The organism is Comamonas sp. 7D-2, from assembly GCF_022749555.1.
Lineage (GTDB): Bacteria > Pseudomonadota > Gammaproteobacteria > Burkholderiales > Burkholderiaceae_C > Comamonas > Comamonas thiooxydans.
The window spans coordinates 3,982,180-4,007,065 of record NZ_CP094238.1 but is presented as its reverse complement, the minus strand read 5'-3'; the positions used below and the strand labels follow the sequence as shown (position 1 = coordinate 4,007,065).

At 62.9% G+C, this 24,886-nt stretch carries 19 protein-coding genes and 1 riboswitch; of the genes, 9 read left to right on the top strand and 10 right to left on the bottom strand.

What is annotated here, in order from left to right; translation table 11 throughout:
- Nucleotides 1–199: 199 nt before the first annotated feature.
- A complete protein-coding gene (locus MPZ60_RS18340) occupies nt 200–2,389 on the top strand; it encodes a TonB-dependent siderophore receptor (protein WP_034352797.1) in 2,190 nt (729 codons plus the stop codon).
- Entirely contained in the window at nt 2,389–3,648 is a 1,260-nt protein-coding gene (locus MPZ60_RS18335) for a PepSY domain-containing protein (protein ID WP_034352794.1), read from the top strand. The genes MPZ60_RS18340 and MPZ60_RS18335 overlap by 1 nt, the downstream gene beginning before the upstream one ends.
- 72 nt (nt 3,649–3,720) lie before the next feature.
- Here the strand turns inward: MPZ60_RS18335 and MPZ60_RS18330 are convergent, their stop codons facing one another.
- On the bottom strand, nt 3,721–3,999 hold the full coding sequence (locus tag MPZ60_RS18330; protein WP_003052901.1) for a PsiF family protein: 279 nt from the start codon (nt 3,997–3,999) through the stop codon (nt 3,721–3,723).
- Between the two features lie 213 nt (nt 4,000–4,212).
- Here MPZ60_RS18330 and MPZ60_RS18325 point away from each other — a divergent pair, with 213 nt between their 5' ends.
- Nucleotides 4,213–5,037, top strand: a complete 825-nt coding sequence (locus tag MPZ60_RS18325; protein ID WP_003069230.1) for an undecaprenyl-diphosphate phosphatase — start codon at nt 4,213–4,215, stop codon at nt 5,035–5,037.
- A 136-nt stretch (nt 5,038–5,173) separates the two neighbouring features.
- Here the strand turns inward: MPZ60_RS18325 and MPZ60_RS18320 are convergent, their stop codons facing one another.
- Together MPZ60_RS18320 and MPZ60_RS18315 are read right to left on the bottom strand one after the other, a co-directional pair.
- Nucleotides 5,174–6,049 (bottom strand): alpha/beta fold hydrolase, encoded by an 876-nt coding sequence (locus MPZ60_RS18320; RefSeq protein WP_034352790.1) that lies wholly within the window; start codon nt 6,047–6,049, stop codon nt 5,174–5,176.
- A 56-nt stretch (nt 6,050–6,105) separates the two neighbouring features.
- Nucleotides 6,106–7,089, bottom strand: a complete 984-nt coding sequence (locus tag MPZ60_RS18315; protein WP_034352787.1) for a proteasome-type protease — start codon at nt 7,087–7,089, stop codon at nt 6,106–6,108.
- 273 nt (nt 7,090–7,362) lie between these two features.
- Here MPZ60_RS18315 and MPZ60_RS18310 point away from each other — a divergent pair, with 273 nt between their 5' ends.
- Nucleotides 7,363–9,288 carry a methyl-accepting chemotaxis protein gene (locus MPZ60_RS18310; protein WP_034352784.1) on the top strand — a complete coding sequence of 642 codons (1,926 nt, stop codon included), beginning with the start codon at nt 7,363–7,365 and terminating at the stop codon, nt 9,286–9,288.
- Nucleotides 9,289–9,350: 62 nt separating this feature from the next.
- On the opposite strand, the gene mutS is transcribed toward MPZ60_RS18310, so the two are convergent.
- The 3 genes from mutS to MPZ60_RS18295 all read right to left on the bottom strand — a co-directional run bounded on the left by mutS (nt 9,351) and on the right by MPZ60_RS18295 (nt 14,324).
- Nucleotides 9,351–11,969 (bottom strand): DNA mismatch repair protein MutS, encoded by a 2,619-nt coding sequence (gene mutS, locus MPZ60_RS18305; RefSeq protein WP_370688567.1) that lies wholly within the window; start codon nt 11,967–11,969, stop codon nt 9,351–9,353.
- 154 nt (nt 11,970–12,123) lie between these two features.
- Complete coding sequence (locus tag MPZ60_RS18300; RefSeq protein ID WP_242882030.1) at nt 12,124–13,197, bottom strand: sterol desaturase family protein; 1,074 nt, start codon at nt 13,195–13,197, stop codon at nt 12,124–12,126.
- Between the two features lie 206 nt (nt 13,198–13,403).
- The gene (locus MPZ60_RS18295; RefSeq protein WP_242882031.1) at nt 13,404–14,324 is read right to left on the bottom strand and encodes an inositol monophosphatase family protein; all 921 of its coding nucleotides are present in this window, start codon (nt 14,322–14,324) and stop codon (nt 13,404–13,406) included.
- A 257-nt stretch (nt 14,325–14,581) separates the two neighbouring features.
- Here MPZ60_RS18295 and MPZ60_RS18290 point away from each other — a divergent pair, with 257 nt between their 5' ends.
- From MPZ60_RS18290 to MPZ60_RS18280, 3 genes are all read left to right on the top strand, one after another.
- Nucleotides 14,582–15,382, top strand: coding sequence for an RNA methyltransferase (locus MPZ60_RS18290; RefSeq protein ID WP_003069345.1), 801 nt, complete (start codon nt 14,582–14,584; stop codon nt 15,380–15,382).
- Between the two features lie 36 nt (nt 15,383–15,418).
- On the top strand, nt 15,419–16,255 hold the full coding sequence (cysE, locus tag MPZ60_RS18285) for a serine O-acetyltransferase (protein ID WP_012839329.1): 837 nt from the start codon (nt 15,419–15,421) through the stop codon (nt 16,253–16,255).
- Nucleotides 16,256–16,422: 167 nt separating this feature from the next.
- The gene (locus tag MPZ60_RS18280) at nt 16,423–17,082 is read left to right on the top strand and encodes a nitroreductase (protein WP_242882081.1); all 660 of its coding nucleotides are present in this window, start codon (nt 16,423–16,425) and stop codon (nt 17,080–17,082) included.
- Nucleotides 17,083–17,213: 131 nt separating this feature from the next.
- Here the strand turns inward: MPZ60_RS18280 and MPZ60_RS18275 are convergent, their stop codons facing one another.
- Nucleotides 17,214–18,434 (bottom strand): ABC transporter substrate-binding protein, encoded by a 1,221-nt coding sequence (locus MPZ60_RS18275; protein ID WP_034363015.1) that lies wholly within the window; start codon nt 18,432–18,434, stop codon nt 17,214–17,216.
- A gap of 184 nt (nt 18,435–18,618) precedes the next feature.
- Here MPZ60_RS18275 and MPZ60_RS18270 point away from each other — a divergent pair, with 184 nt between their 5' ends.
- On the top strand, nt 18,619–19,278 hold the full coding sequence (locus tag MPZ60_RS18270; protein WP_057092898.1) for a nitroreductase: 660 nt from the start codon (nt 18,619–18,621) through the stop codon (nt 19,276–19,278).
- An 81-nt stretch (nt 19,279–19,359) separates the two neighbouring features.
- Nucleotides 19,360–19,477: riboswitch (TPP riboswitch) on the top strand.
- Nucleotides 19,478–19,736: 259 nt separating this feature from the next.
- A complete protein-coding gene (gene thiC / locus MPZ60_RS18265) occupies nt 19,737–21,680 on the top strand; it encodes a phosphomethylpyrimidine synthase ThiC (protein WP_242882032.1) in 1,944 nt (647 codons plus the stop codon).
- A gap of 305 nt (nt 21,681–21,985) precedes the next feature.
- Here thiC and MPZ60_RS18260 read toward each other — a convergent pair whose 3' ends face one another.
- From MPZ60_RS18260 to yjgA, 3 genes are all read right to left on the bottom strand, one after another.
- Entirely contained in the window at nt 21,986–23,194 is a 1,209-nt protein-coding gene (locus MPZ60_RS18260; protein ID WP_003069356.1) for an ABC transporter substrate-binding protein, read from the bottom strand.
- A gap of 362 nt (nt 23,195–23,556) precedes the next feature.
- Nucleotides 23,557–24,174 carry a molybdopterin adenylyltransferase gene (gene mog / locus MPZ60_RS18255; protein ID WP_046460930.1) on the bottom strand — a complete coding sequence of 206 codons (618 nt, stop codon included), beginning with the start codon at nt 24,172–24,174 and terminating at the stop codon, nt 23,557–23,559.
- The gene (gene yjgA / locus MPZ60_RS18250) at nt 24,167–24,850 is read right to left on the bottom strand and encodes a ribosome biogenesis factor YjgA (RefSeq protein ID WP_034409367.1); all 684 of its coding nucleotides are present in this window, start codon (nt 24,848–24,850) and stop codon (nt 24,167–24,169) included. The genes mog and yjgA overlap by 8 nt, the downstream gene beginning before the upstream one ends.
- Nucleotides 24,851–24,886 lie beyond the last annotated feature (36 nt).

Genomic DNA, 24,886 nt, shown 5'->3' with positions numbered 1-24,886 from the left:
AGCCAGTTGCACCTCAGCAGGTGTGAGTGGTGTACTGGCTTTGCCTGTGTTTGTTTGTGCGCGCACACATATCACGCGGCAGTTTCAGGACTTGCAGCCTGCCCTGGATCCCGTTGAGATCTCAGGGTGTTTGGCATCGGCAAAGGAGATTGATTATTAAAATTAACGATTCTGAAAATCATTCTCAATAACATTAATAATGTTCCTGCTCCGACCGATTTCCCTGGCTGCTCTCGCACTGTGCAGCCAGCAGAGTGTTTTTGCCCAGACTTCCAGCACTGAATCAGAAGCTGCCCTGCAGACCGTGACCGTGGAGGCCAGCGCCGATGCTTCGGCCCAGGGTCTGGCCAAGTCTTTTGCGGGTGGGCAGGTGGCGCGCGGCGCGCGTGTCGGCGTGCTTGGAAACCAGGACATGATGGAGACCCCGTTTTCCGCTACCAGCTATACCAGTGATCTGATTCAGGATCAGCAGGCCAAGAGCGTGGGCGATGTGTTGCTCAACGATGCCGGCGTGCGCTCGGCACGCGGCTTCGGTAACTTCCAGCAGGCTTACTTTGTGCGCGGCTTTGTGCTGTATTCCGACGATGTGGCCTATAACGGTCTGTACGGTCTGGTGCCGCGCCAGTACATGGCGTCGGAGTTCGTGGAACGTGTGGAGGTGTTTCGCGGAGCGAATGCCTTTCTCAGCGGCGCGGGCGCCGGCAGCGTCAGCGGTGGCGGTCTGGGCGGCCTCATCAATGTGGTGCCCAAGCGCGCCGGCAACGAGCCGCTCAATCGTGTGACCCTGGGTGGCGCCAGTGGCGGGCAGGCCTACGCGGCTGCTGATGTGGCTCGCCGCTTCGGCCCCGATGATGCAGCAGGTGTGCGCCTGAATCTTGCGCGGCGCAGCGGCGGCTCCGGCGTGAGCAGCGAGAAGGTTCACACCACAGTCGGCTCGTTGGGCCTCGATTGGCGCAGCAGCCGTGCACGCCTGTCGGCCGATCTGGGCTGGCAGGAACACAAGCTGACGGCGCCGCGTCCCTCGCTGACACCTTCGGGCAATCTGCCCATTCCGGCCGCACCGGACAGCAAGACCAACTATGCACAGCCCTGGACCTACTCCAACAGCCGCGACCTGTTCGGCACGGTGCGCGGGGAGTACGACTTCAACGACCAGTGGACTGGCTGGGCCGCTGTGGGCATGCGCCGGGGCAGCGAGGACAACGCGCTGTCGGGCCTGACGCTGTCCAGCGCGGCTGGCGATGCCACGGTCAACCGCTTCGACAACACGCGCAAGAACCGCGTCAAGACCGGCGAGCTGGGCCTGCGCGGCAAGTTTGAGACCGGCTCGGTCAAGCATTCGGTGGTGGCTTCGCTGTCGGCCTTTGATTCCAGCGAGCGCAATGCCTGGGGCTATAACTACGCAACCGGCCAGAGCAACAACATCTACAACCCGGTGGCCCTGCCTGCGCCTGGCTATACCGGGCTGGGCGGCATACTGGGCAGCCCGCGCGAGACCGAGCGCATCAAGACCAGCAGCCTGGCGCTGGCCGATACCCTGGGCTTCATGGACGAGCGCCTGCTGCTGACGGTGGGCATGCGCTACCAGAGCATCAAGGTCGACGGCTTCGATGCAACGACGGGCGCAAGCTCGGGCAACTACGACAAGAGCCGCGTGACTCCGGTGGCGGGCCTGGTGTTCAAGCTGACTCCTGAGGTGTCGGCTTATGCCAACTACATCGAAGGGCTGGCCAAGGGCGGTAGCGCACCCATGACCAACGGAGGCCAGGTGGTCAGCAATGCTGGCCAGGTGTTCGCTCCCTATGTCTCCCGCCAGAAGGAGGCAGGCCTCAAATACGACGGCGGCAATATCGGCGCCAGCGTCTCCTTCTTCACCACCAGCATGCCCAGCGCCTATGTGGAGAACAATGTCTACGGCGTGTTCGGCAAGCAGCGCAATCGCGGTCTGGAGTTCAATGTGTTCGGCGAGCCCGTCAAGGGCCTGCGCTTGCTCGGCGGCCTGACTCTGCTGGACGCAAAATACCTGACCACGGCGAGTGGCGCCAATGATGGCAAGCGCGTGGTGGGCGTGCCCCGCAGCCAGGCCAATATCGGCGCTGACTGGGACGTGCCGGGCGTGCACGGCCTGGCATTGAATGCGCGGCTGATGTATACCGGCGCGCAGTACGCCAATGCCGGCAACAGCCAGCGCGTGCCGGCCTGGACCCGCTTTGACCTGGGCGCCCGCTATCTGATGGACGTCGGCGGCAAGCTGGTGACCCTGAATGCACGCGTGGACAACGTGGCCAACCGCAACTACTGGGCCTCGGTCGGCGGTTATGCCACCAACGGCTATCTGGTGCAGGGCGCGCCGCGTACCTTCTCGCTGACCGCCAGCGTGGACTTCTGATGCGAGCTCTGTGGACCGTGGTTCATCGCTGGGTCGGCCTGTTTCTCGCGGCCTTCCTGGTCATGACCGGTCTCACGGGAGCGGTGCTCTCGTGGGATCATGAAATCGACGACTGGCTCAATGCCGACATGCTGCACACGCCGGGACGCGGCCCGCTGCAGACGCCGCTGCAACTGGCCCAGGCCGTGCAGGCAGCCGATGCGCGCGCCGAGATCTCGTATATGAGCCTGGGCCTGCGCGAGGGCGAGGCGGCTTCCTTTCTGGTGCGCCCGCTGGTGGACCAGGCCACGGACAAGCCCCATGTGCTGGGCTACAACACGGTGTTCGTGGACCCGGTGACGGGAGTCATCACCGGCCACCGTGACTCCAAGAGCCTGGCCCTGAGCTGGCGCAATCTCATGCCCTGGCTGCGCCATCTGCATGAAAGCCTGCTCAGTCCAACGTTTGCGGGCAGCAACCGCTGGGGCTACTGGTTCATGGGCGGTCTCGCACTGCTGTGGCTGGCCGACAGCTTCTGGGCGCTGGTGCTGACCCTGCCCGTGAAGAGGAAGGTGGCTGCGGCCGTGGCGCAGGACGCGCCCGCCAAGGCTGGCGGCAAGTCCTGGTGGGCGCGCTGGATGCCGTCCTGGCGCATACGCTGGGGCGCCGGTGCCTACAAGCTCAATTTCGACCTGCACCGCGCAGGTGCGCTGTGGGTCTGGGGGGTAATCGTCATCGTGGCCTTCACCTCGTTCTCGATCAATCTCTACCGCGAGGTGTTCTATCCCGTGATGAGCAAGGTGTCGACCACCACGCCCGGCCCCTACGAGACGCTCAAGCCGGCACCTCTGGGCAGCTTTATCGAGCCTAAGATCGGTTTTGCCACGGCCATTGAGATCGCACGCAAGGAGGCGGTGCGGCTGGGCATCAAGACCGAGGCCGGCGGCATCTGGTATGGCGGGGATTTCCCGTTCTACAACGTGTCCTTCTTCGATCCCGATGACGAGACCGGGGTCATGGGCATGGGGCTGTCCAATGTCTACGTGAGCTCGGAAAGCGGCGAGGTGCTGGGCAGCTATCGCCCCTGGCACGGCACGGGAGCCGATGTCTTCGTGCAACTGCAGCTGCCGCTGCATAGCGGCCGCATCCTGGGCACCTTCGGGCGTGTGCTGATATCGGTGGTCGGCGTGATGGTGGCCATGCTGTCCATCACCGGCGTCATCATCTGGTGGAAAAAACGCCGCGCCCGGCGAACGGCCTCGGCCGCTGCCTCCGCCTGAAACCACAAAGCCACCTTGCGGTGGCTTTGTGCATTGCGCGCAGCGCGGAAGCTGCAAAGCCGCTAAGGCGGCTCAGTCCTTCTTCAGGCACTCGCTCATGAAGGCCTTGCGCTCGTCGCCCTTTTTGCCGGCGGCGTCGGCATTACAGCTCTTCATGCGTTCCTGCTGACGCTTCTTGCCGTCGGACAGGCAGGACTTCATGAACTCCTTGCGTTCATCGCCTTTTTTGCCGGTGGCTTCAGTGTTGCAGGTGCCCATGAGCTGCTGCTGGGCGGTTTTGGGCTTGTCGCCGGCAGCCATGCTCATGCTGCAGGCCAGGGACACGACAGCCAGGACCACAAATTTTTTCATGATGGTGTGATTTTTGAAAAAACGCCGACAACCGGCGCGCAGCTATTGCAGCACAGGCGCGTGACTTTGCCCATCACCACAAGCCATGTCTTGTAAAAGTTTGCGATTGTCTGTCGATTGGCGGGCGGAAAAGGTCTTGTGAGCGCGAGCGGGAAAATGGCGAGCGGATAATGGGCGGCTTTGCTTCAACCCTGCATCCAAAGGACGATTCGCGTGGATACTTTATTGCTGGTCAAGGCCGCCATCATGGGCATTGTGGAAGGGCTGACCGAGTTCTTGCCGATTTCCTCAACCGGCCACCTGATCCTGGCGGGTTCGCTGATGGGTTTTGTCGGAGGCAAGGCCAAGGTGTTTGAGATTGCGATCCAGACCGGCGCCATCTTTGCCGTGATGCTGGTGTACTGGCAGAAGATCCGGGACACGCTGGTGGAGTTGCCCAGCAGCCGCCAGGCACAGAAGTTCGCGCTCAACGTCATCATCGGCTTTTTGCCTGCCGTGGTGCTGGCGCTGCTGTTCGGCAAATATGTGCAGGAGCATCTGTTCACGCCGGTCATCGTGGCGACCACCTTCATCCTCGGCGGCTTTGTGATCCTCTGGGCCGAGAACCGCCCTGCCGCTGCCACCCGCGTGCAGTCGGTGGACGATATGACGGCTCTCGATGCGCTCAAGGTCGGTCTGGTGCAGTGCTTTGCCCTGGTGCCCGGCACCAGCCGCAGCGGCTCCACCATCATCGGCGGCATGCTCATGGGCCTGTCGCGCAAGGCCGCCACGGACTTCTCGTTCTTCCTGGCCATGCCCACGCTGATCGGCGCGGGCGTCTACAGCCTCTACAAGGAGCGCGCGCTGCTGTCCATGGCGGATGTGCCTCTGTTTGCCGTGGGCCTGATCTTCTCGTTCATCAGTGCCTGGCTGTGCGTGCGCTGGCTGCTGCGCTTTATCTCCACCAACAGCTTTGTGCCCTTTGCCTGGTACCGCATCGTTTTCGGCATCATCGTGCTGGTGACCGCCTATACCGGCATCGTCGACTGGCACCATTGAGCGGCTTGGCGCTGCCCACAAAAAAGCCGCTTGCGTGATAGCAAGCGGCTTTTTTAATAGCTTGCAGCGCTTGTTCTGATTGAATTTCAGATAGTTTTGATGCTTAGATTGTTATCTGAAAAGCGCAAGATGCTACTTATTTGTGAGTACTGCCAGCAGATTTCTGCAAAATGGTCTGCTCCATATTGAGCAGCGAAGCCTCGATGGCGGCGGCGGTGGCCTCGGGCCGCTCCATGGGAAACAGATGGCCGCCGTCCAGCATGGTGATGCGCCCGCGGGTGATGCGCTGCGTCATCTCCATGCCCACCTGGCGCATCTCCACCGACGAGCGACCGCCGATGAAGGCCACCGGGCAGCGCACCGGGTGACGCTTGAGCTGGTTGTTGAGATTGCTGGGCAGGGTGTTGTAGATGGCGGTTTCCACCTCGCGCCTGAACAGCAGGCTGCGCTTGCCCTGGTCGTCCTCCAGGCCGTGCTGCACATAGTCCTGCAGCACCTGCGGGTGCCACTGGGCAAAGGCCTTCTTGCTGCGAAAGTACTCCAGCGCCTCCTCGTTGCTGGCCCAGGTGGTGCGTCGGCGCTGGCTGATCTTGCCGGGGGAGACCGAGGCCACGATCTGCGTCTGCTTGGCCAGGCCCACGGCGTTCGCCTTCCAGCCGCCCAGCAGGGGCGAGTCGATGAGCAGCACGCCGCGCGCCAGATCGGGGCGTTTGGAGGCGGCCTGAAAACTCAGAATGCCGCCCAACGAGTGGCCCACCAGATAGACCGGCTGGCCGTGCCGCTCGACCTGCTGCTCGATGTATTCGATCAGCTCGTCCACCAGATGCGGCCAGTGATTGGTGACGGGATGCAGAGGGTCGTGGCCGAAGCGCTGCACGCCGCCGGCTTCGATGCCGCGCTGGCGCAGCAGAGAAAACAGCAGGCGATAGGTGCCTATGGGAAAGCTGTTGGCGTGCGCGAAGACCACGGGCAGGGTGTTGGGCTTGCCGGTTGTTGCAGTGGGCTGGGACATGAGAGGCGGGCTGGATATGAAAAACGCCCCAAAGGGGCGTCGGAGCGTCGATCAGTTTAGCGCCTTGAAAGGCCTGCCTGTCTTTGCATGCGCGCCTGCTCCTCTGCCGTCTGCAGGCGCTGGTATTCATCGGCCATGCTCAGGCCAGCCTGAGCCGGCACCACGGGCTGGCGCAGCGCGGCGGGCGGAATATTGCCTGCACCCAGTCCATGGGCCGAGCGTGATGCAGCAGGTGCTCCCACTTTGACCAGAGGATGGGCGCGCGGGCTGTGGATGCGAATCGGCGTGTCGGTCTGGCCGCCGTCCCAGGCCGGATCGTCGATGCTATCGAAGACATGGCGCAGGCGCTCGCCCCAGCTGTCGTGCAGCATGCGCAGATAGGGGTTGTCGGCGTCCAGGCAGACAATGCGGTCCGTGGCGAAGCGGTTGTTCTCGTAGACGATCAGATCCAGCGGCAGGCCCACCGAGAGGTTGGACTTGAGCGTGCTGTCCATGGACACCAGCGCGCACTTGGCGGCCTCGTCCAGCGGGGTCTCGGAGGTGATGACGCGGTCCAGCACGGGCTTGCCGTACTTGGATTCGCCGATCTGGAAGTAGGGCGTCTCGCCCGTGGCCTCGATGAAGTTGCCCGCCGAATAGACCTGGAACAGGCGCATGCGCTCGCCCTGGATCTGGCCGCCAAAAATCATGGAGACATTGAAGTCCACCCCGGCGCGCTGCAGCGCCGTGGCTTCGCGCTCATGCACATGGCGCACGGCCGCGCCCAGCACGCGCGCGGCATCGAACATGCTGCGCACATTCCAGATGGTCAGCATCTCGTCCGTGGTCGTGTCGTGCAGCTGAAAGCTCTCCAGCAGCTCGCGCACCGACTGGGTGATGGACAGATTGCCGGCAGATTGCAGCACCATGAAGCGCTCGCCCGGTTGCTCATACAGCATGACTTTGCGGAAGGTGCTGATCTGGTCGAGTCCGGCATTGGTGCGGGAGTCGGACAGAAACACCAGGCCGGCGTTGAGCTTGAGGGCGACGCAGTATGTCATGGGTGATAGAGACAATAATGAAAAACGTATGAACACCAGATGCAGCAAGCGTCGAGTGCTTCTGAATGTATAGCTGTAAACGCAGGCTGCAACGCGATTTTAGAAGGGTTTTAATAGTGCCGTTGGCGGCCCTGTAACTGTTGCCGATGCCCTGCCCAGGCACGGCTGCGGGGCCGGGCTGAGGAAGTCCCTGAGATGCACGCCCGGGATGCGTGAGAAGATGCCGCCCCTTGATCGAACACTTGCTTACAGCTGGTTAGAAGAGGGACTCCCATGCACGCATTTCGCAACCTGTCGATACGGACCAAGCTCATGTCCAGCATGGTGAGCTGCCTGCTGCTGTTCGTGGCGATTTCCACGGCGCTGGGTTTTGTGCTGACGGGCGCCAGCCTGCGCGAACGTGTGGTGGGGCAGGAGCTTCCGGCCGTGGTGGGGGAGATCCGCAACGACATACTGCGCCAGATCGGCACGCCGCTGGCCATGGCCAGATCGGTGGCCGGCAACAGCTTTGTGCTGGACTGGGAGGCCGCGGGCGAGCCCGAGGATGGCAATGCCGCGTGGGCCAGATACGCCCAGGCCGTCAAGCAGCAGGCCGGGGCCTCATCGGTGTTCTGGGTCTCGGGCAGCACGGGCCAGTATTTCGGCGAGCAGGGACCGATGCGCAAGCTGGCGCCCAAGGGCCAGGGTGACCAATGGTTCTATGAGCTGCTGGCCGGGGACAAGTCGCAGGTGCTGGAGATCGACAAGGACGTCAGCTCCAACGCCTATATGCTGTTCATCAATGTCCGCTTCGATGCGGGCCAGGGCAGGCAGGGCATTGCGGGCCTGGGCCTGTCGGTGGATGAGTTGGCGCAGGCCGTGCGTGCCTACCAGGTGGGCGAGTCCGGTTCGGTCTCCCTGGTGCGCGGCAACGGCAGCATTCTCGTGCACCGCGACCCGGCGCTGGTGGACGGCAAGCACTGGCTCAAGGACCGGCCCGGTTTCAGCGCCGAGCTCAGCGCTGCGCTGCTGAACCGCGAGCGCTTTGCCCATGCCATGTACGAGGCGCCGTCGGGCCGGCAGCTGATTGCTTCCTCCTATGTGCCCGAGCTGGATCTGTACGTGATTGCCGAGCTGCCCGAGGCCCAGGTGCTGGGCGGCGTGCGGCGAACCATTGCGCTGACCTCGGCCGTGGCCGGCCTGGTGGGCGGCGGCATAGGTCTGCTGGTGATCTGGCTGGTGAGCCGGGCGATTGCCGCACCCGTGGGGCGCGCGGCGCGCATGCTGGAGGAGATTGCCGACGGCCATGGCGATCTGAGCCGTCGCATGCCGGTGGAGAGCAATGACGAGGTGGGGGCGCTGGCCTCGGCCTTCAACCGCTTTGTCTCGTCGCTGGAGCGCATGGTTGGGGCTGTGCGCCAGGCCGCCGATTCGATTTCCGTGGCCAGCTCCGAGGTGGCCCAGGGCAACCAGGACCTGAGTCAGCGCACCGAGCAGGCGGCCAGTGCCTTGCAGCAGACGGCGGCATCGCTGTCGGTGCTGACGGACAGCGTGCAGGCCAATACCGAGGCCACGCGCAGTGCGGGCGAGCTGGCGCAGTCGGCGCGCGGCGTGGCCGAGCGCGGCGGAACGGCTTTCCAGCAAGTGGTGGTGACCATGGAGGGCATCAACCACTCGTCGCGCAAGATTGCCGACATCATCGGCGTGATCGACTCCATCGCCTTCCAGACCAATATCCTGGCGCTGAACGCAGCCGTGGAGGCCGCGCGTGCCGGCGAGCAGGGCCGTGGCTTTTCCGTGGTGGCGGCCGAGGTGCGCAGCCTGGCCCAGCGCTCGGCCGAAGCTGCAAGGGAAGTGCGCCAGCTCATCACCGACTCCGTGACCCAGGTGGGCAGCGGATCGCAGCAGGTGGTGCATGCGGGCGCCACCATGCAGGAGTTGCTGGACGCCGTGGCCAGGGTGACGCGGATCATCGAGGAGATCAGCGATGCTTCGCAGACCCAGGGGCGCGGCATTGCCGAGATCAACCAGTCCGTGGCCGGGCTGGACGATGCCACGCAGCAGAACTCAGCCCTGGTCGAGCAGTCGGCCGCTGCAGCGACCAGCCTGCGCGAGCAGGCCGCACGCCTGATGGGCGAGGTGTCTGCCTTCAAGCTGGGCGAAGTACCGCAGCGCAGCCTGTCCGTGCAGCAGCCGCAAAAGCAACTGCTGGAGGCCTGAATGCAAGCCGGGCCTGAAGAGATCAGGCCCGGGCTTGAGTCCGCAAGGCTTGGAACGTGTTCTTAGGCGGTGCCGGTGCTCAGCTTCTTGAGCTGGTAGAGCACTTCCAGCGCTTCACGCGGGCTCAGCGCATCGGGGTTGACGTCGGCCATGGCCTGGTCCAGCGGGCTGGGCGCGGCGCTAGCGTCCACCAGCTCCGGCGCATCGAACAGATTGACCTGCAGCTCGTTCTCGCCGGCCTGGGATTCGAGTGCCTCAAGCGCATGGCGCGCATGGTTGAGAACGCCAGCGGGCATGCCGGCCAGCTTGGCGACCTGGATACCGTAGCTGCGACTGGCGGGGCCGGCCTGAATCTCGTGCAGAAACACGATGTCGCTGCCCGACTCCGCTGCGCTGACATGCACGTTGACGGCGGCCTTGGCCTTGGCGGGCAGCTCGGTCAGCTCGAAGTAGTGCGTGGCAAACAGCGTGAACGCCTTGGTCTTGTCGTGCAGCTGGCTGGCAATGCCGCTGGCCAGGGCCAGTCCGTCGAAGGTGCTGGTGCCGCGACCGATCTCGTCCATCAGCACCAGGGAGTGGGGCGTGGCCGAATGCAGAATCTGCGCGGCCTCGGTCATCTCCATCATGAAGGTGGACTGGGCATTGGCCAGATCGTCGGCGGCGCCGATACGCGTGTGGATGGCATCGATGGGCCCCAGGCGGCAGGCGCTGGCGGGCACATAGCTGCCCATGCTGGCCAGCAGCACGATCAAGGCCACCTGGCGCATATAGGTCGATTTGCCGCCCATGTTCGGGCCGGTGATGATCTGCATGCGCGTGTTGAGATTCATGCGCGTGTGGTTGGCGATGAAGCTGCCGCTGGAGGTCTCGGCCATGCGTGCCTCCACCACGGGGTGGCGGCCAGCCTCGATCTCTATGCAGGGCTGGCTGACGAACTGCGGCTCGGCCCAGTTCAGCGTCAGAGAGCGCTCGGCCAGCGTGCACAGAACGTCCAGTGCGGCAATCGCCTGGGCCACGCGCGTGAGCTGGGGCACATGGGGCTGAAGCTGGTCGAGCAGCTGCTCGAACAGGAACTTCTCGCGCTGCAGCGCTCGCTCCTGGGCCGACAAGGCCTTGTCCTCGAAAGCCTTGAGCTCGGGCGTGATGTAACGCTCGGCGTTCTTGAGCGTCTGGCGGCGGCGAAAACGCTCGGGTACCGCATCCTTGTAGCTGTTGGTGACCTCGATATAGAAGCCATGCACCTTGTTGAACTGCACGCGCAGGTTGGGAATGCCGGTGAGCAGCTTTTCCTTGGCCTCCAGCTCCAGCAGAAACTCGTCGCAGTTGTTCTGGATGGCGCGCAGCTCGTCGAGTTCGGCGTCGAAGCCCGTGGCGATCACGCCGCCGTCCCGCACCAGCGCTGCGGGCTCTTCATGAATAGCGCGCGCCAGCAGCTCGGCACAGCCTTCGGGCGGAATCAGGTCGCTGAAGATCTGCGTCAGATAGGCCGACGGAGCCTGTCCGGACTGTGCCAGCAGCTTCGCTTTTTCCAGTGTTTTGGACAGGCCCACCAGCTCGCGCGGGCGCACCTGGCGCAGGGCGATGCGGGCGGTAATGCGCTCCACATCGCTCACGCCCTTGAGCTCGGCGCGCAGGGCTTGCCAGGGGGCCATGCCTGCCCCGGTGCCGCGCAGCACGCCAATCGCTTCCAGGCGTTGCATGGCGGCCTTGCGATTGCGTTCGGGCTCCAGCAGCCAGGTCTTGAGCAGGCGGCTGCCCATGCCGGTCATGCAGCTGTCCAGCAGCGAAAACAGCGTGGGCGCATCTTCGCCGCGCAGCGTCTTGACCAGCTCCAGATTGCGGCGTGTGGCCAGCGGCAGGGCAATCAGCTCGTCGTCACGCTGCACCTGGATGGCGTGGATATGGGTGAGATTGCGGCCCTGGGTATGTTCGGCATAGGACAGCAGGGCGGCACCGGCACCATGGGCCAGCGGCAGACCCTCGGCCTCCCAGGCCTTGAGGCTGGCCGCGCCCAGCAGCTCCAGCAGCTTGCGCTCGCCCAGACCCGAGTCAAACTGCCAGTCAGGGCGGGGTGACAGAGGGCAACTGATGGCGCCGCTGTGCTTGACGGCAAACAGGGCTTGCTCGAAGCGCTCGGTGACACCGGCGCTGTAGATCACTTCGCTGGGCGCGATGCGCGACAGCCAGGCGCCCAGTTCATCGGCCGCGCATTCGGCCATGTGAATGCGGCCCTGGGTCATGGCCATCCAGGCCAGTCCCACGCGCTGGCGGCCGGCGGTGTGCAGGGCCAGCAAAATGGCTTCGCTCTTGTCGGAGAGCAGCTCGCTATCCGTCAGTGTGCCGGGCGTGACCACGCGCACGACCTTGCGCTCCACCGGACCCTTGCCCACGCCGATTTCGCCGACCTGCTCGCAGATCGCCACCGACTCGCCCATCTTGATCAGGCGGCCCAGATAGTTTTCCAGGGCGTGGAAAGGTACGCCGGCCATGGGAATGGGCTGGCCTGCGGTCTGGCCGCGCGTGGTCAGCGTGATGTCCAGCAGGCGCGTGACTTTTTCGGCATCGCCAAAGAACAGCTCGTAAAAGTCACCCATGCGGTAGAAAACCAGCGTGTCGGGGTGGTCGGCTTTGAGCTTGAAGTACTGCTGCATCATCGGCGTATGCGCCGAGAGGTCAGTCATGTCTGGGGAGTAGGGCAGCGACGGGGATTCTGTGCTTGTCTGGGTCATCGCTTCAGCGGTATGCAAAACAGGGGGCGCCGCGCCGGTGCTGGGCGGGCGCCGAATGCTGCATTATCCGTGATGCCCAATAGCAGGGGGCATGGCTGTTTTTTGGCTATTTGGCAGAGGCCGTCTGCACGCCTTGCTCGGATTGAGAGCCAAAGCCTTGATCGTCGTCATGAATGGGGCGGTAGCCCGGGCCGAAGGACACATCGCCCAGCCTCCAGCCCGCGCGGCAACTGAAGGCTCCCCAGAAGCGCTTCAAGGTGTACCACTGCATGGCGATCAGGCCGCGCTCGTTGTCGGCATCGACCTCGGGGTCGCTCACGCCCGTGGGGCGTAGTTCCTCGTCGTGATAGAGGGCGGTGCCGAACAACTGATCCCACCAGGGCAGAACCTGGCCGAAGTTGCAGTTGTGGCGCTCGGGGCGCTCGGCATCGCGCAGCATATGGTGGTTGCGGTGAAAGCGTGGGCCGACCAGCAGGCGCTCGCCCATTTGGCCCAGCCAGCCCAGACGCAGCGCTACGTTGGCATGGGAGAAGTTCTGCACCAGCTCGCTGAGCAAGCCCAGCATGGCGAACTCGGAGGGCTCCACGCCCATGGCCAGACCTACGCTGGCCAGCACAAAGCTTTGCAGCATGCCGTCCAGATAGTTGCTGCGATCATTGCTCCAGCAGCTCATCTGGCGCTGGCTGTGGTGCATGCTGTGCATGGCCCACCACCAGGGAATGACGTGCTGGGCGCGGTGCATCCAGTAATACGTGAAGTCGTAGACCACGTAGTACACGGCAAACAATATATAGGGGTGGCCTTCAAACCAGGGCAGCCAGGCCTTGAGGCCGCTGGCCTCCTCGGTGGCAGGCCCGCCGCCCAGCATATGGGCGACCGGCATGAGGATCAAAAAGCTGAACAGCGGAAACAGGCCCAGCAGCATGAGCAGGGTGTAGTTGCGGTCCACCGTGGTGTGGCGGCGGTCGGCCCAGCGTTCGGCGGGAAGCAGACTCTCCAGCGGCCGCATCACACAGCCGATCAGAAACAGCTGCAGCAGCGCGATCAGGATGCCGGCGGCTATCTCGCGCGGATCGCCTGCTGCCTCTGCAATATGGAGTGCGTTGACCACGGGAGTCACCGCATGCACGGAAACCCAGTCAATGGCCAGCGCCCAATGCTGGCTGAAGAAGTCCATCATATTGTTCTGCCCATTTGTCGTCGGGCAGATTTTGGACCGGGAGTTTGTGGATTCTGTGGAGAGACGTACACCTCCAGCGCTTGTCCACTGCTTGTGGACTCGGCCCCCAAGGAGTGTTTATTGCCTGGGGGCGGCCTGGCGGCATAAAAAAAGGGCCCGGTCCACCGGACCAGGCCCTTTCCGCAGTCGTGGGGCGACCGCCTTTTTTATTCTGCGTTCTTCTGGCCTTCTTCGGCCACCGCCTTTGCACCTTCTTCGGCGGGGGCTTCGAATTCGCCAGTCTTGACTGCCTGACGCACAGCCGCTTTTTCGCCAGCGGTGGCGAACTTGCTGAACTTGCCCAGCACGGGAATCAGCGAACCATAGATGCGTGGGTTGGCGGCCAGGATTTCGCGTTGTTCCAGGAAGTCGGCTTCACCCGTGAAGTTGCCCACCAGACCACCGGCTTCGCTGACCAGCAGAGAACCGGCAGCCACGTCCCAGATGGACAGGCCGGACTCAAAGAAGCCGTCGGCAAAGCCGGCAGCCACATAGGCCAGGTCCAGGGCGGCGGAGCCGGGGCGACGCACGCCGGCGGTGCGCTGCATGACTTCGCCCAGCATCAGCATGTATTGCTTGAAGTTGTCGCCACGGCGGAAGGGGAAGCCCGTGGAGATCAGGCAATCACGCAGCTGGGTGCGCTTGGAGACGCGGATGCGGCGCTCGTTCAGATAGGCTCCACGGCCCTTGGTTGCCGTGAACAGGTCGTTGCGGCTGGGGTCATAGATCACGGCGTGCTCGATCTTGCCCTTGTAGGCAAGGGCGATGCTCACGCAGTACACGGGGAAGCCGTGGATGAAGTTGGTGGTGCCGTCCAGGGGATCGATGATCCAGACATGGTCGGAGTTCTTGGCACCATGCTCGCTGCCCGATTCTTCGGCCAGGATGGAATGCTGGGGGTAGGCGTTGAGCAGCGTCTCAATGATGATGCGCTCGGCCGCCTGGTCTACCTCGGTCACAAAGTCGTTCACCTGCTTTTGCGCAACGCGCACCGATTCCACATCCAGTGCGGCACGGTTGATGAGGGCGCCAGCGGCGCGAGCAGCCTTGATGGCCACGTTGAGCATGGGGTGCAGGGAGTTCGACATAAATTGTGAGTGCGTTGGCGATGCAGCCCGGAGCAAAACTGGGCTGAACTACGCGGGTAAGAACGTAAAAGCCGCGACCGGCGATGCGGGGCGGCGACAATGGGTGCAATTCTACCCAGGCTGCGCTTTTTTTGCTTGTTCGTCCCGGCGACCCGAGGGTCTTCTCTGCGGCGCTTGCGGATGCCAGAGAGAGCTGGCCGCGTAGTCTGCTGTCTTATCAAGGCCACAAGTGGGGCCTTTTGCATTGTTCTGCGTTGATGAAAACCCGATTCGTACTGATTGAAACCAGCCATGCCGGCAATGTGGGCGCGGCTGCCCGAGCGCTCAAGACCATGGGCTTCGACGACCTGGTGCTGGTGCGCCCGCGCTACAAGAACGTGCTGCGCAAGGAAGAAACCATTCAGCGTGCCAGTGGCGCACTGGATGTGCTGGACAAGGCCCGCGTGGTCGACACCCTGGAGGAAGCCCTGGACGGCATCAGCCATATGTGCGCGACGGCGATGACGCCACGCGACTTCGGCCCGCCTACACGCACTCCGCGCGAGCATTTCGAGTTGCTCCTGAAAGGAGAGCTCGATACACGCTCTGTGTCTGAAGTGGACGCAGGTCTGACCGATAACCTACCCACATCCGGTGCGGCCTGCAACCAGAAGGGCGTGGCCTTTCTGTTCGGTTGCGAGCGCTTTGGCATGAGCAACGACGATGTCTACCGCTGCGATGTGGCGCTGTCGATTCCGTCCAATCCGCAGTTCGGCTCGCTCAATCTGGGCTCGGCCATTCAGGTCGTTGCCTATGACTGGCGCGTGGCACTGGGTGGTTTTCCCGTGGTGGAGCACACGCCCGAGGCGCATCGCGCCGACATGGCCCAGGTGCAGGGCATGCTGGGCCACTGGGAACAGGCCCTGGCCCATATCGGCTTTCTGGACCCGGCAGCGCCCAAGAAGCTCATGCCCAGGCTTAACCAGCTTTTCAACCGCGCGCAGCTGACCCAGGAAGAAATCCATATTCTTCGCGGTGTTGCCAAAGCCATGCTGCAGAGCCAGCCACCAACCCGCTAGACTTCACAAGCTAAACATTCCTCACGTTGTTATTTGATGCTTGATCGCCTGCGCTCCGACATCCAGTGCATTCTTGACCGCGACCCCGCGGCCCGCAGCACCTGGGAGGTCATCACCTGTTATCCGGGGCTGCACGCCATCTGGCTGCAGCGCCCTGCGCACTGGTGCTGGACGCATGGCTTCAAATGGCTGGGGCGCTTCATCTCGCACATGGGGCGCTGGTTCACCGGCATTGAAATCCACCCCGGTGCCGTCATTGGTCGCGAGGTCTTCATCGATCACGGCATGGGTGTCGTGATCGGCGAAACCGCCGTGGTGGGCGATGGCTGCACCATCTATCACGGTGTCACCTTGGGCGGTACCTCGCTCTACAAGGGCGCCAAGCGCCACCCTACGCTGGGCAAGAATGTGGTGGTCAGTGCCGGCGCCAAGGTGCTGGGCGGCTTCGAGGTAGGCGATGGTGCCAAGATAGGCAGCAATGCCGTGGTCATCAAGCCCGTGCCTGCAGGTGCGACTGCCGTGGGCATTCCGGCGCGCATCATTCCCAGCAAGACCGGACATAGCGCCGATGTGACCGAGCATGAGTCGGCACCCAAGGTCGAGGCCAAGGCGCAAACGGCTGTCGTGATTGACGAGGATTGCGGCAAGAGCGGCTTCACCGCCTATGGCGTGACGGCCGAAGTCGATCCCGTGGCCCAGGCCATGCGCTCTCTGTCCGAAGGCGCTGCCGGCCATGAAAAGCAGATTGCACTGCTGTGGGCCGCCATCGAGAAGCTCTCGATTCAAGGCCATGTCAAGGACTGTGTGCCCTGCGAGTCCGAACGACCCGAGGCATTCCAGAAGGACAAGATCGATCAGATTCTGGGCAAGTAAACCCCAGGCGCTTGTCCATGGATCGCTTGATGCTTCTGCTCTGCCAGTGAAAGCCAATGCCTGTCGTTGGCTTTTTTCATGGTGCTTGCCCGTAGTCGATTTGAGGGGCGAAAGCCCTGCCTGTCCGGCCGAGACTGCTTGCCAACTCAAACCCGAGGCAAGCAATGATGAATGTGGAACAGGCCATGCAGCAGCGCCATTCGGTGCGTGCTTTTTTGCCAAGGAGGGTGGATGCGGCGCTGGTCAGGGATTTGCTGGCGAAGGCCGGACTTGCGGCTTCAGGCGGCAACCTCCAGCCCTGGCGCGTGATAGCGCTGACGGGGGACAGCCTTCAGGCCTTGCGCCAGGCCATGCCTGCGGCGACCCCCAACTCTGATCCTGCCCTGGTCTATCCACCTCAGCTGTGGGAGCCCTATCGCAGCCGCCGCTTTGACAATGGCGAGGATCTCTATCGTTCCATAGGCATGGGGCGTGAGGACAGGAGTGGGCGGCTGCTGCAGCTAGCCCGGAACACCCATATGTTTGGCGCACCTGTAGGCGTATTCGTCGCGGTCGAGAGCCGCATGCTGCGTGCGCAGTGGGTGGATCTGGGCATCTATCTGCAATCGCTGATGCTGCTGGCGACCGGAAAGGGGCTGGCCACCTGCGCCCAGGGCTTCTGGCGCAATTACAGCGATTTTGTGAGCCGGCATCTGGCGCTGCCGCAGGGCTACCAGATCGCTTTTGGCATGGCTCTGGGCTATGAGGACAGCGCGGCACCCATCAACCAGTGGCGCTCCACCAGGGCAGAGCCCGGGGAATGGTGCGAGATGCGCGGGTTCGAATGAGCCTTGTCTTGATGCCGGTGCGGGCAGTCGCTTGACGCTTCTTCTTGCGTGGCAAGAAGGCGAGGACGAAGCGCAAGGCATCAAGCCGGGTGCCATGCAGGCAGCCCGGCTGCTTCTTCAATGCCGACCGGCTACTTCCACAGAGCGCACTTGCTCTCTTCCTTGGTGGTGAAGACCTGGTCGCCGGGCAGGGTTTTGAGCACCTTGAAGTAATCCCAGGCCTTCTTCGATTCGGCCGGCGTCTTGACCTGCAGCAGATACATGTCGTGAGCGTAGCGGCCGTCGGGGCGGATCACGCCCTTGGCATAAAAGTCCGATAGCGGCGTGGCCTTGAAGCCGGCCATGATCTTGTCTGCGTCCGTCGTGCCCAGCTTCTCGGCCAGCTTCAGATACTGCATGGCGGCCGAGTAGTTGGCTGCCTGCAGCGAGGTGGGCATCTTCTTGAACTTGGCAAAGAAGCGATCCGAGAACTTGCGGCTTTCGGGATTCAGGTCCCAATGCCAGCTGTCGGTGAACATCAGGCCTTCCGTGGCTTTGAGGCCCAGGCTGTGGATGTCGGAGCTGAACAGCAGCAGGCCGGCCAGCTTCATGGTCTTGGTCAGGCCGAACTCGCGTGCCGACTTGATGGCATTGATGGTGTCGCCGCCTGCATTGGCCAGGCCCAGAATCTGGGCCTTGGAGTTCTGGGCCTGCAGCAGGAAGGAAGAGAAGTCGGCTGTGTTCAGCGGGTGCCTGACGTTGCCCAGTACCTTGCCGCCAGCGGCATTGACCACGCGGGTGGTGTCGGCCTCCAGCGCCTGGCCAAAGGCATAGTCGGCCGTCAGAAAGAACCAGCTCTTGCCGCCCAGCTCCACCACTGCCTTGCCCGTGCCCTTGGCCAGCGCCACGGTGTCATAGGCATAGTGCACGAAATAGGGACTGCACTGATCGTTGGTCAGTGCCGAAGTGCCCGCGCCGTTGATGATGTAGACCTTTTTCTTCTCGTCGGCCACCTTGCCCATGGCCAGGCCGGCACTGGAGGTGGTGCCGCCGATCAGCATGTTCATGCCCTGGGTGTCGAACCACTCGCGTGCCTTGCTGGCCGCGATATCGGCCTTGTTTTGGTGGTCGGCCGTCAATACTTCGATGGGCTTGCCCAGCAGCTTGCCGCCAAAGTCGTCCACGGCCATCTGCACCGCCAGAGCACCACCCTTGCCGTCCACATCGGCATAGAGGCCCGACATATCGGTGATGAAGCCGATGCGAATCTTGTCCTGCGCCTGAGCGCCTGCAGCGGTCAGCAGGCATCCCAGTGCCAGCGTCAATGTTCTTGGGGAAAAAACGGTAGCGGAGCAAACAGAGCGAGGCTTCATCAGAGTCATCTCCTGAGGTGGTGAGTACCCGGTCACTGCGACGGGCAGCCAGCATGGTCGCAGTTGGAGCAGGGCGCGCCATCAGGGCAAGCACCGGGGCGGCTGCGACAAGGTATCCACGGCGACTCGGGAAAATGCCGCAAGCTCCTACACTGCACACCAGTGATTTAGGAAAGTAGAAGAGATGGATACTCGTCAAGCATTGCAGCAGCGTCGTTCGGTGCGCGCTTTTCTGCCGCAGGCCGTGGCTGCTGCCACGGTGCGGGACTTGCTGGAGACCGCAGCGCAGGCGCCGTCCGGCGGCAATATGCAGCCCTGGCGTGTGACTGCAGTGGGCGGACAGGCGCTCAAGGATCTGTGCGCCAGGGCCAGGGAGACCGAGGCCGTGCAGCGCCCCGGCCTGTCCTATCCACCCGGTTTGTGGGAGCCCTACCGCAGTCGCCGCTTTGAAAACGGCGAAGATCTGTATCGCTCACTCAATATCGGTCGCGAGGACAAGGCAGCACGTCTGGCCCAGTTGGCCAAGAACGGCCAGATGTTCGGTGCGCCCGTGGGTATTTTCGTGGCCGTGGAGGAGCGCATGGGCTATGCGCAATGGGTGGATCTGGGCATCTATCTGCAGTCCTTCATGCTGCTGGCGGTGGAGAAAGGTCTGGCCACCTGTGCCCAGGGCTTCTGGCGCATGTACAACGACATGCTGATCGAACAGCTGGCATTGCCGGATGGCTACCAGATTGCCTTTGGCATTGCCCTGGGCTACGAGGATGTCAGCGCGCCCATCAACCAGTGGCGCGCAAGCCGTGCTGCCAGCAATGAATGGCTGGCGCTGCAGGGGCTGGATTGAACGGCGGATTAGACGCTTGAGGGTCAGGATAGTTAAACAGCTTCAAGAGTGCGCAAATTGTGGCAAAACCAGCCTATACTGCGTGCAGCTCCGGGGTGTGCGAAAGCGCTGAGATGCCAGTCACTGTGAAAACAGTGCAGGCGAACCCGACGAACTTGATCCGGTTCATACCGGCGGAAGAAGAGCGGGACCCTGACGCAGGGCCGATGGATTGACAGGGCAACTGGCACGGGTGCCAGCCCTGAAAGCCATGGGCACAGCAAACCCCAGGCGCCTCGCGCACTGGGGTTTTGTCTTTTCTGGACAGCCGGTGCGTGAAGAACCAGGCCGAGATTGCAGAATTTCGGCGGCACAGGCCGGATACCCCATAGCGGGCCGGGCCAGTGCAGGGCAAGATCAGAGCAGGGCCGCACTCCACGGAGCGTTTGATGCACTTCAACCGCTTTGAGGAGACTGCGATGAACGCCCCTGATTCCATCTTTACGCCAGCCGCTGGCAACGCCCCTGACGCCACCCGCTTTGCCGAACTGCTGGCCCAGTCCCGCCAGCCCTTTCCGGCTTCGACCAAGAGCTATCTGAGCGGCTCCATCTATCCCGAACTGCGTGTGCCGGTGCGCGATATTGCGCTCACCAACGGTGAGCAGGTCAGCGTCTACGACACCTCCGGCCCCTACACCGACCCTGCTGCCAAGATCGATGTGCGCAGCGGTCTGGCCAGCGTGCGCGGTGCCTGGATCGAGGCGCGCGGCGACAGCGAATACTATGTGGGCCGCCAGCGTGTGGCGCTGGACGACGGCGGCAAGCGCGGCGAAGAAGACCTGCGTGTGGAGCAGCTGCGTGCCGAAGCCGCAGCGCTGCAGCGCCAGCCGCGCCGAGCCAAATCAGGCCAGAACGTGACCCAGATGCACTATGCCAAGCGCGGCATCATCACGCCCGAGATGGAGTATGTGGCCCTGCGCGAAAACGGTCGCCGTGAATGGATGGCGCAGTACCAGCAGGACGCGGCGCGAGAGCTGCGCCTGGCCGGCAACAGCCTGGGCGCAGCGATCCCGAAGATCATCACACCCGAATTCGTGCGCGACGAAGTGGCGCGCGGCCGCGCCATCATTCCGGCCAATATCAACCACCCTGAAATCGAACCCATGGCCATCGGCCGCAATTTCAAGGTCAAGATCAACGCCAACATCGGCAATTCGGCCGTGACTTCCAGCATCGAGGAAGAGGTGGAAAAGCTGGTCTGGGCCATTCGCTGGGGTGCGGACAATGTCATGGACCTGTCTACGGGCAAGAACATTCACACCACGCGCGACTGGATTGTGCGCAACTCGCCCGTGCCCATCGGCACCGTGCCCATCTATCAGGCGCTGGAAAAGGTCGGCGGCATTGCCGAGGACCTGACCTGGGAGATCTTCCGCGACACGCTGGTCGAGCAGGCCGAGCAGGGCGTGGACTACTTCACCATCCACGCCGGCGTGCGCCTGGCCTACATCCACCTCACGGCCCAGCGCCGCACCGGCATCGTCTCGCGCGGCGGCTCCATCATGGCCAAGTGGTGCATGGCTCATCACCGCGAGAGCTTCCTCTATGAACATTTCGAGGACATCTGCGACATCATGAAGCAGTATGACGTGAGCTTCTCGCTGGGCGATGGCCTGCGTCCCGGCTGCGCGTCGGATGCCAACGACGATGCCCAGTTTGCCGAGCTGGCCACGCTGGGCGAGCTGACGCAGATCGCCTGGAAGCACGATGTGCAGACCATGATCGAAGGCCCTGGCCATGTGCCCATGCACATGATCCAGCAGAACATGACCGAGCAGCTCAAGCACTGCCACGAGGCCCCGTTCTACACCCTGGGCCCGCTGACCATAGACATCGCCCCCGGCTACGACCACATCGCCAGCGCCATCGGCGCGGCCATGATCGGCTGGTTCGGCACGGCCATGCTGTGCTATGTAACGCCCAAGGAGCATCTGGGTCTGCCCGACCGCGACGACGTCAAGCAGGGCATCATCGCCTACAAGATTGCGGCCCATGCGGCCGATGTCGCCAAGGGCCATCCGGGCGCGCGTTCGCGTGACGATGCGCTCTCCCAGGCGCGCTTCGACTTCCGTTGGCAGGACCAGTTCAACCTGGGACTGGATCCCGATACGGCCCAGGCCTACCACGACGAAACCCTGCCCAAGGACAGCGCCAAGGTGGCTCACTTCTGCTCCATGTGCGGACCCAAGTTCTGCTCCATGAAGATCACCCAGGAAGTGCGCGACTTTGCCAAGCAGCAAGGCGTGAGCGCCGAGAACAGCATTGCCGTGGGCATGCAGGCCAAGGCGGCGGAGTTCAATCAGGCGGGCGGCGATTTCTACATTCCCATCGTCAATGCATCGACCGACACCACGGCACGTTGACCTGAACTGAAGCCGGGCTGCGGCACTTGTGCATCAAGCGCTTTTGCCCGTCGCCATGAAAAAGGCAGGCCGCAGGGCCTGCCTTTTTGCCGAGTGATGCCGCAGGGGCTGCAGCGTTCGGCTTGGAAAGGGTCGCTGGGGACGCCGCCCGTCAGGTCCATCTCGATAAGGCGCAAATATCGCGATGTAAGTTTGTTGCGGATTGACGCTTGGAGCTGTTGGAACTGCTGCCATGAAAAAACGGACAGCTGCCGCGGCTTGCTGTCCGTTGTGCCGATGCGGGGCATATGCCTCGCGGGTTCAAGTCACCGCCAGTACTGGCATTTGCTTTCCGCCTTGGTGGTCCAGATCTGCTCGGCTGGCAGCTTCTTGATGATCTTGTAATAGTCCCAGGTGCCCTTGGATTCGGCCGGCGACTTGACCTGCATCAGGTACATATCGTGCACATATCGGCCGTCTTCACGGATATAGCCCTGGCCGAAGAAGTCGTCGATCTTGGTGCTTTTCAAGGTGGCCATGACCTTGTCGGCATCGAGCGTTCCGGCTTTTTCCACGGCCTTGAGGTAGTTCATGGTGGCCGAGTAGTCGGCAGCCTGGATCTCGCTGGGGCGGCGCTGGGTCTTGGCCATGAAGGCGTCGGCAAACTTGCGCGAGCCGTCGTTCATGTCCCAGTACCAGGGGGCGGTGAACTGCATGCCTTCGGTGTTCTTAAGTCCCAGGCTGTGGATGTCGCTGAAGAAGACCAGCAGGCCGGCCAGCTTCATGTTCTTGGTGACGCCGAACTCCTTGGCCGCCTTGATGGAGTTGATGGTGTCTCCGCCGGCATTGGCCAGGCCCAGGATCTGCGCCTTGCTGTTCTGGGCCTGCAGCATGAAGCTAGAGAAGTCGCTGGCGTTGAGCGGCGTCTTGACCGAGCCCAGCACCTTGCCGCCACGCGCTTCGATGATCTTGCTGGTGTCGGCTTCCAGTGCATGGCCGAAGGCATAGTCGGCCGTCACGAAGAACCAGCTCTTGCCGCCCGTGTCCACCACGGCACCGCCCGTGCCCTTGGCCAGGGCCACGGTATCGAAGGCGTAGTGCACGGTATAGGGGCTGCATTGCTCGTTGGTCAGAGCCGAGCTGCCCGCGCCATTGTCGATGAAGACGCGCTTTTTCTCCTGGGCGACCTTGGCCATGGCCAGGGCCGTGGCGGAGTTGGTGCCGCCGAACACCAGGCTGATGCCTTGCGTGTCTATCCACTCGCGGGCCTTGCTGGCCGCGATATCTGCCTTGTTCTGGTGGTCGGCTGTCAGCAGCTCGATGGGCTTGCCCAGTACCTTGCCGCCAAAGTCGTCAATCGCCATCTGTATGGCAACGGCACCGTTTTTGCCTTCCACATCGGCATAGAGGCTGGACATGTCGGTGATGAAGCCGATCTTGACTTTTTCCTGTGCCATGGCGGGAGCCGCGAAGGCCGCCGTCAGGGCGAGAGCCAGCAGGGAAGCAGTGGGCGCAGACTGGGACAAGCGATGCATGGAGTCTCCTGAAAATTATGAGAAATGTGGAGAGAGCGTGCAGCGTCCGGTTGGCGGGTGGCCGCCGTCGCTGCATCGCAGCAAACATGCTAGGGGTGGCTATTGCGTCTGGCATCGGGGCAAGCACTTGCGGGAAATCCCAAGGGATACACCATCTTTGATAGCTGCTAGCGCTTTTTGTTCATAGGTTTCAGATGGATTTATTGCTGAAGTCCATGGATGAAAGGCGCAAATTGCTTTTATTCTGATAGCGATTGCAGCGAGATACCCGCAGCAGCCATGCCACGTGAGCACCATGAAAAAAGCAGCCCGCAGGCTGCTTTGGTGGATGTTTTGGCAGGGATTGCACCTGGCGCTGCAGGCTATGCAGTGCGCGGCGCGCGAATCGCGGTCTTGGGGCGAAAGGCCTTGCAGATCTCGTCATGGGTCTCGAGATAGGGGCCGCCGATCAGGTCGATGCAGTAGGGCACGGCAGCAAAGATGCCGTTGACCTTGGATTTGCCGTCGGCGTCCTTGAGGCCTTCCAGCGTCTCGGCAATCGCCTTGGGCTGTCCCGGCAGATTGATGATCAGGCTGCTGCCGCGTATCACCGCCACCTGGCGCGAGAGTATGGCCGTGGGCACAAAAGCCAGGCTGATCTGGCGCATCTGCTCGCCAAAGCCCGGCATTTCCTTGTGGGCCACGGCCAAAGTGGCCTCGGGTGTCACATCGCGCAGCGCGGGGCCGGTACCGCCGGTGGTCAGCACCAGGCTGCAGCCTGCATCGACCAGCTCGATCAGCGCCGCGCTGATGCCGGCCTGCTCGTCGGGAATCAGGCGCGGCTCGAACTGGATGGGGTTCTTGAGCGCGCGGCTCAGCCATTCCTGCAGCGCGGGCAGGCCCTTGTCTTCATAGACGCCGCTGCTGGCGCGGTCGCTGATGGAGACGATGCCGATCTTCACGGCATCGTGAAGATATACGGATACGGGCGCATCACTCATCGCCGTCATCCTCGGCGCTCGCACCGGCCTTGCCGGCGCTGGCCAGTTGCTCGCGCACCAGCTGGAACAGGTCGCGGTAGGCGCGGCCCTTGCTGACTTCCTTGGGTTCGGCATCGGGGCCGGCGGCAGCGGCCGCTGCGGCGGCTTGCTCCTTGGCCTTGTCGATGTCCTTGCGCGACTGGCGGATCAGCGAGCGCAGCTGCTGCACATCGGTGCCGGGGAAATGCTCCAGCCAGATGGACAGGGCCGCTTCCTCGACGATCAGGCGGTCGCGCCATTGCTCGGCCACCTGCAGCGACATTTTTTCGCTGGCGGAGCCATTGCGCTGCTCGTCCAGCGCCTGCTTCACGGCCGCGACCTGTTCAGGCGTCAGCTTGCGCATGAGCTTGCCGACATATTGCATCTGGCGGCGCTTGCCTTCGAAGTTGGTGATGCGCTTGGCCTCGGCCAGCGCGTCGATCAGTTGGTCGGACAGCTGCAGACGCTTGAAGAGGTCGCTGCGCAGCGTCATCAGCTCCTTGCCCAGATCCTGCAGCGCATCACTTTCGCGCTTGAGGTCGGTCTTGGTGGAATCGTAAGTGCCTTTGAGTTCGGCCTTCAGCTCAAGGTCCAGCTCGCTGCCTTCGGCAACGAACTTTCCGCGAACAAAATAGCCTTTGGTGGGTTTGCGTGACATGGTAAGGGGGGCAATATCGGTGGCAGCGCAGAGGGC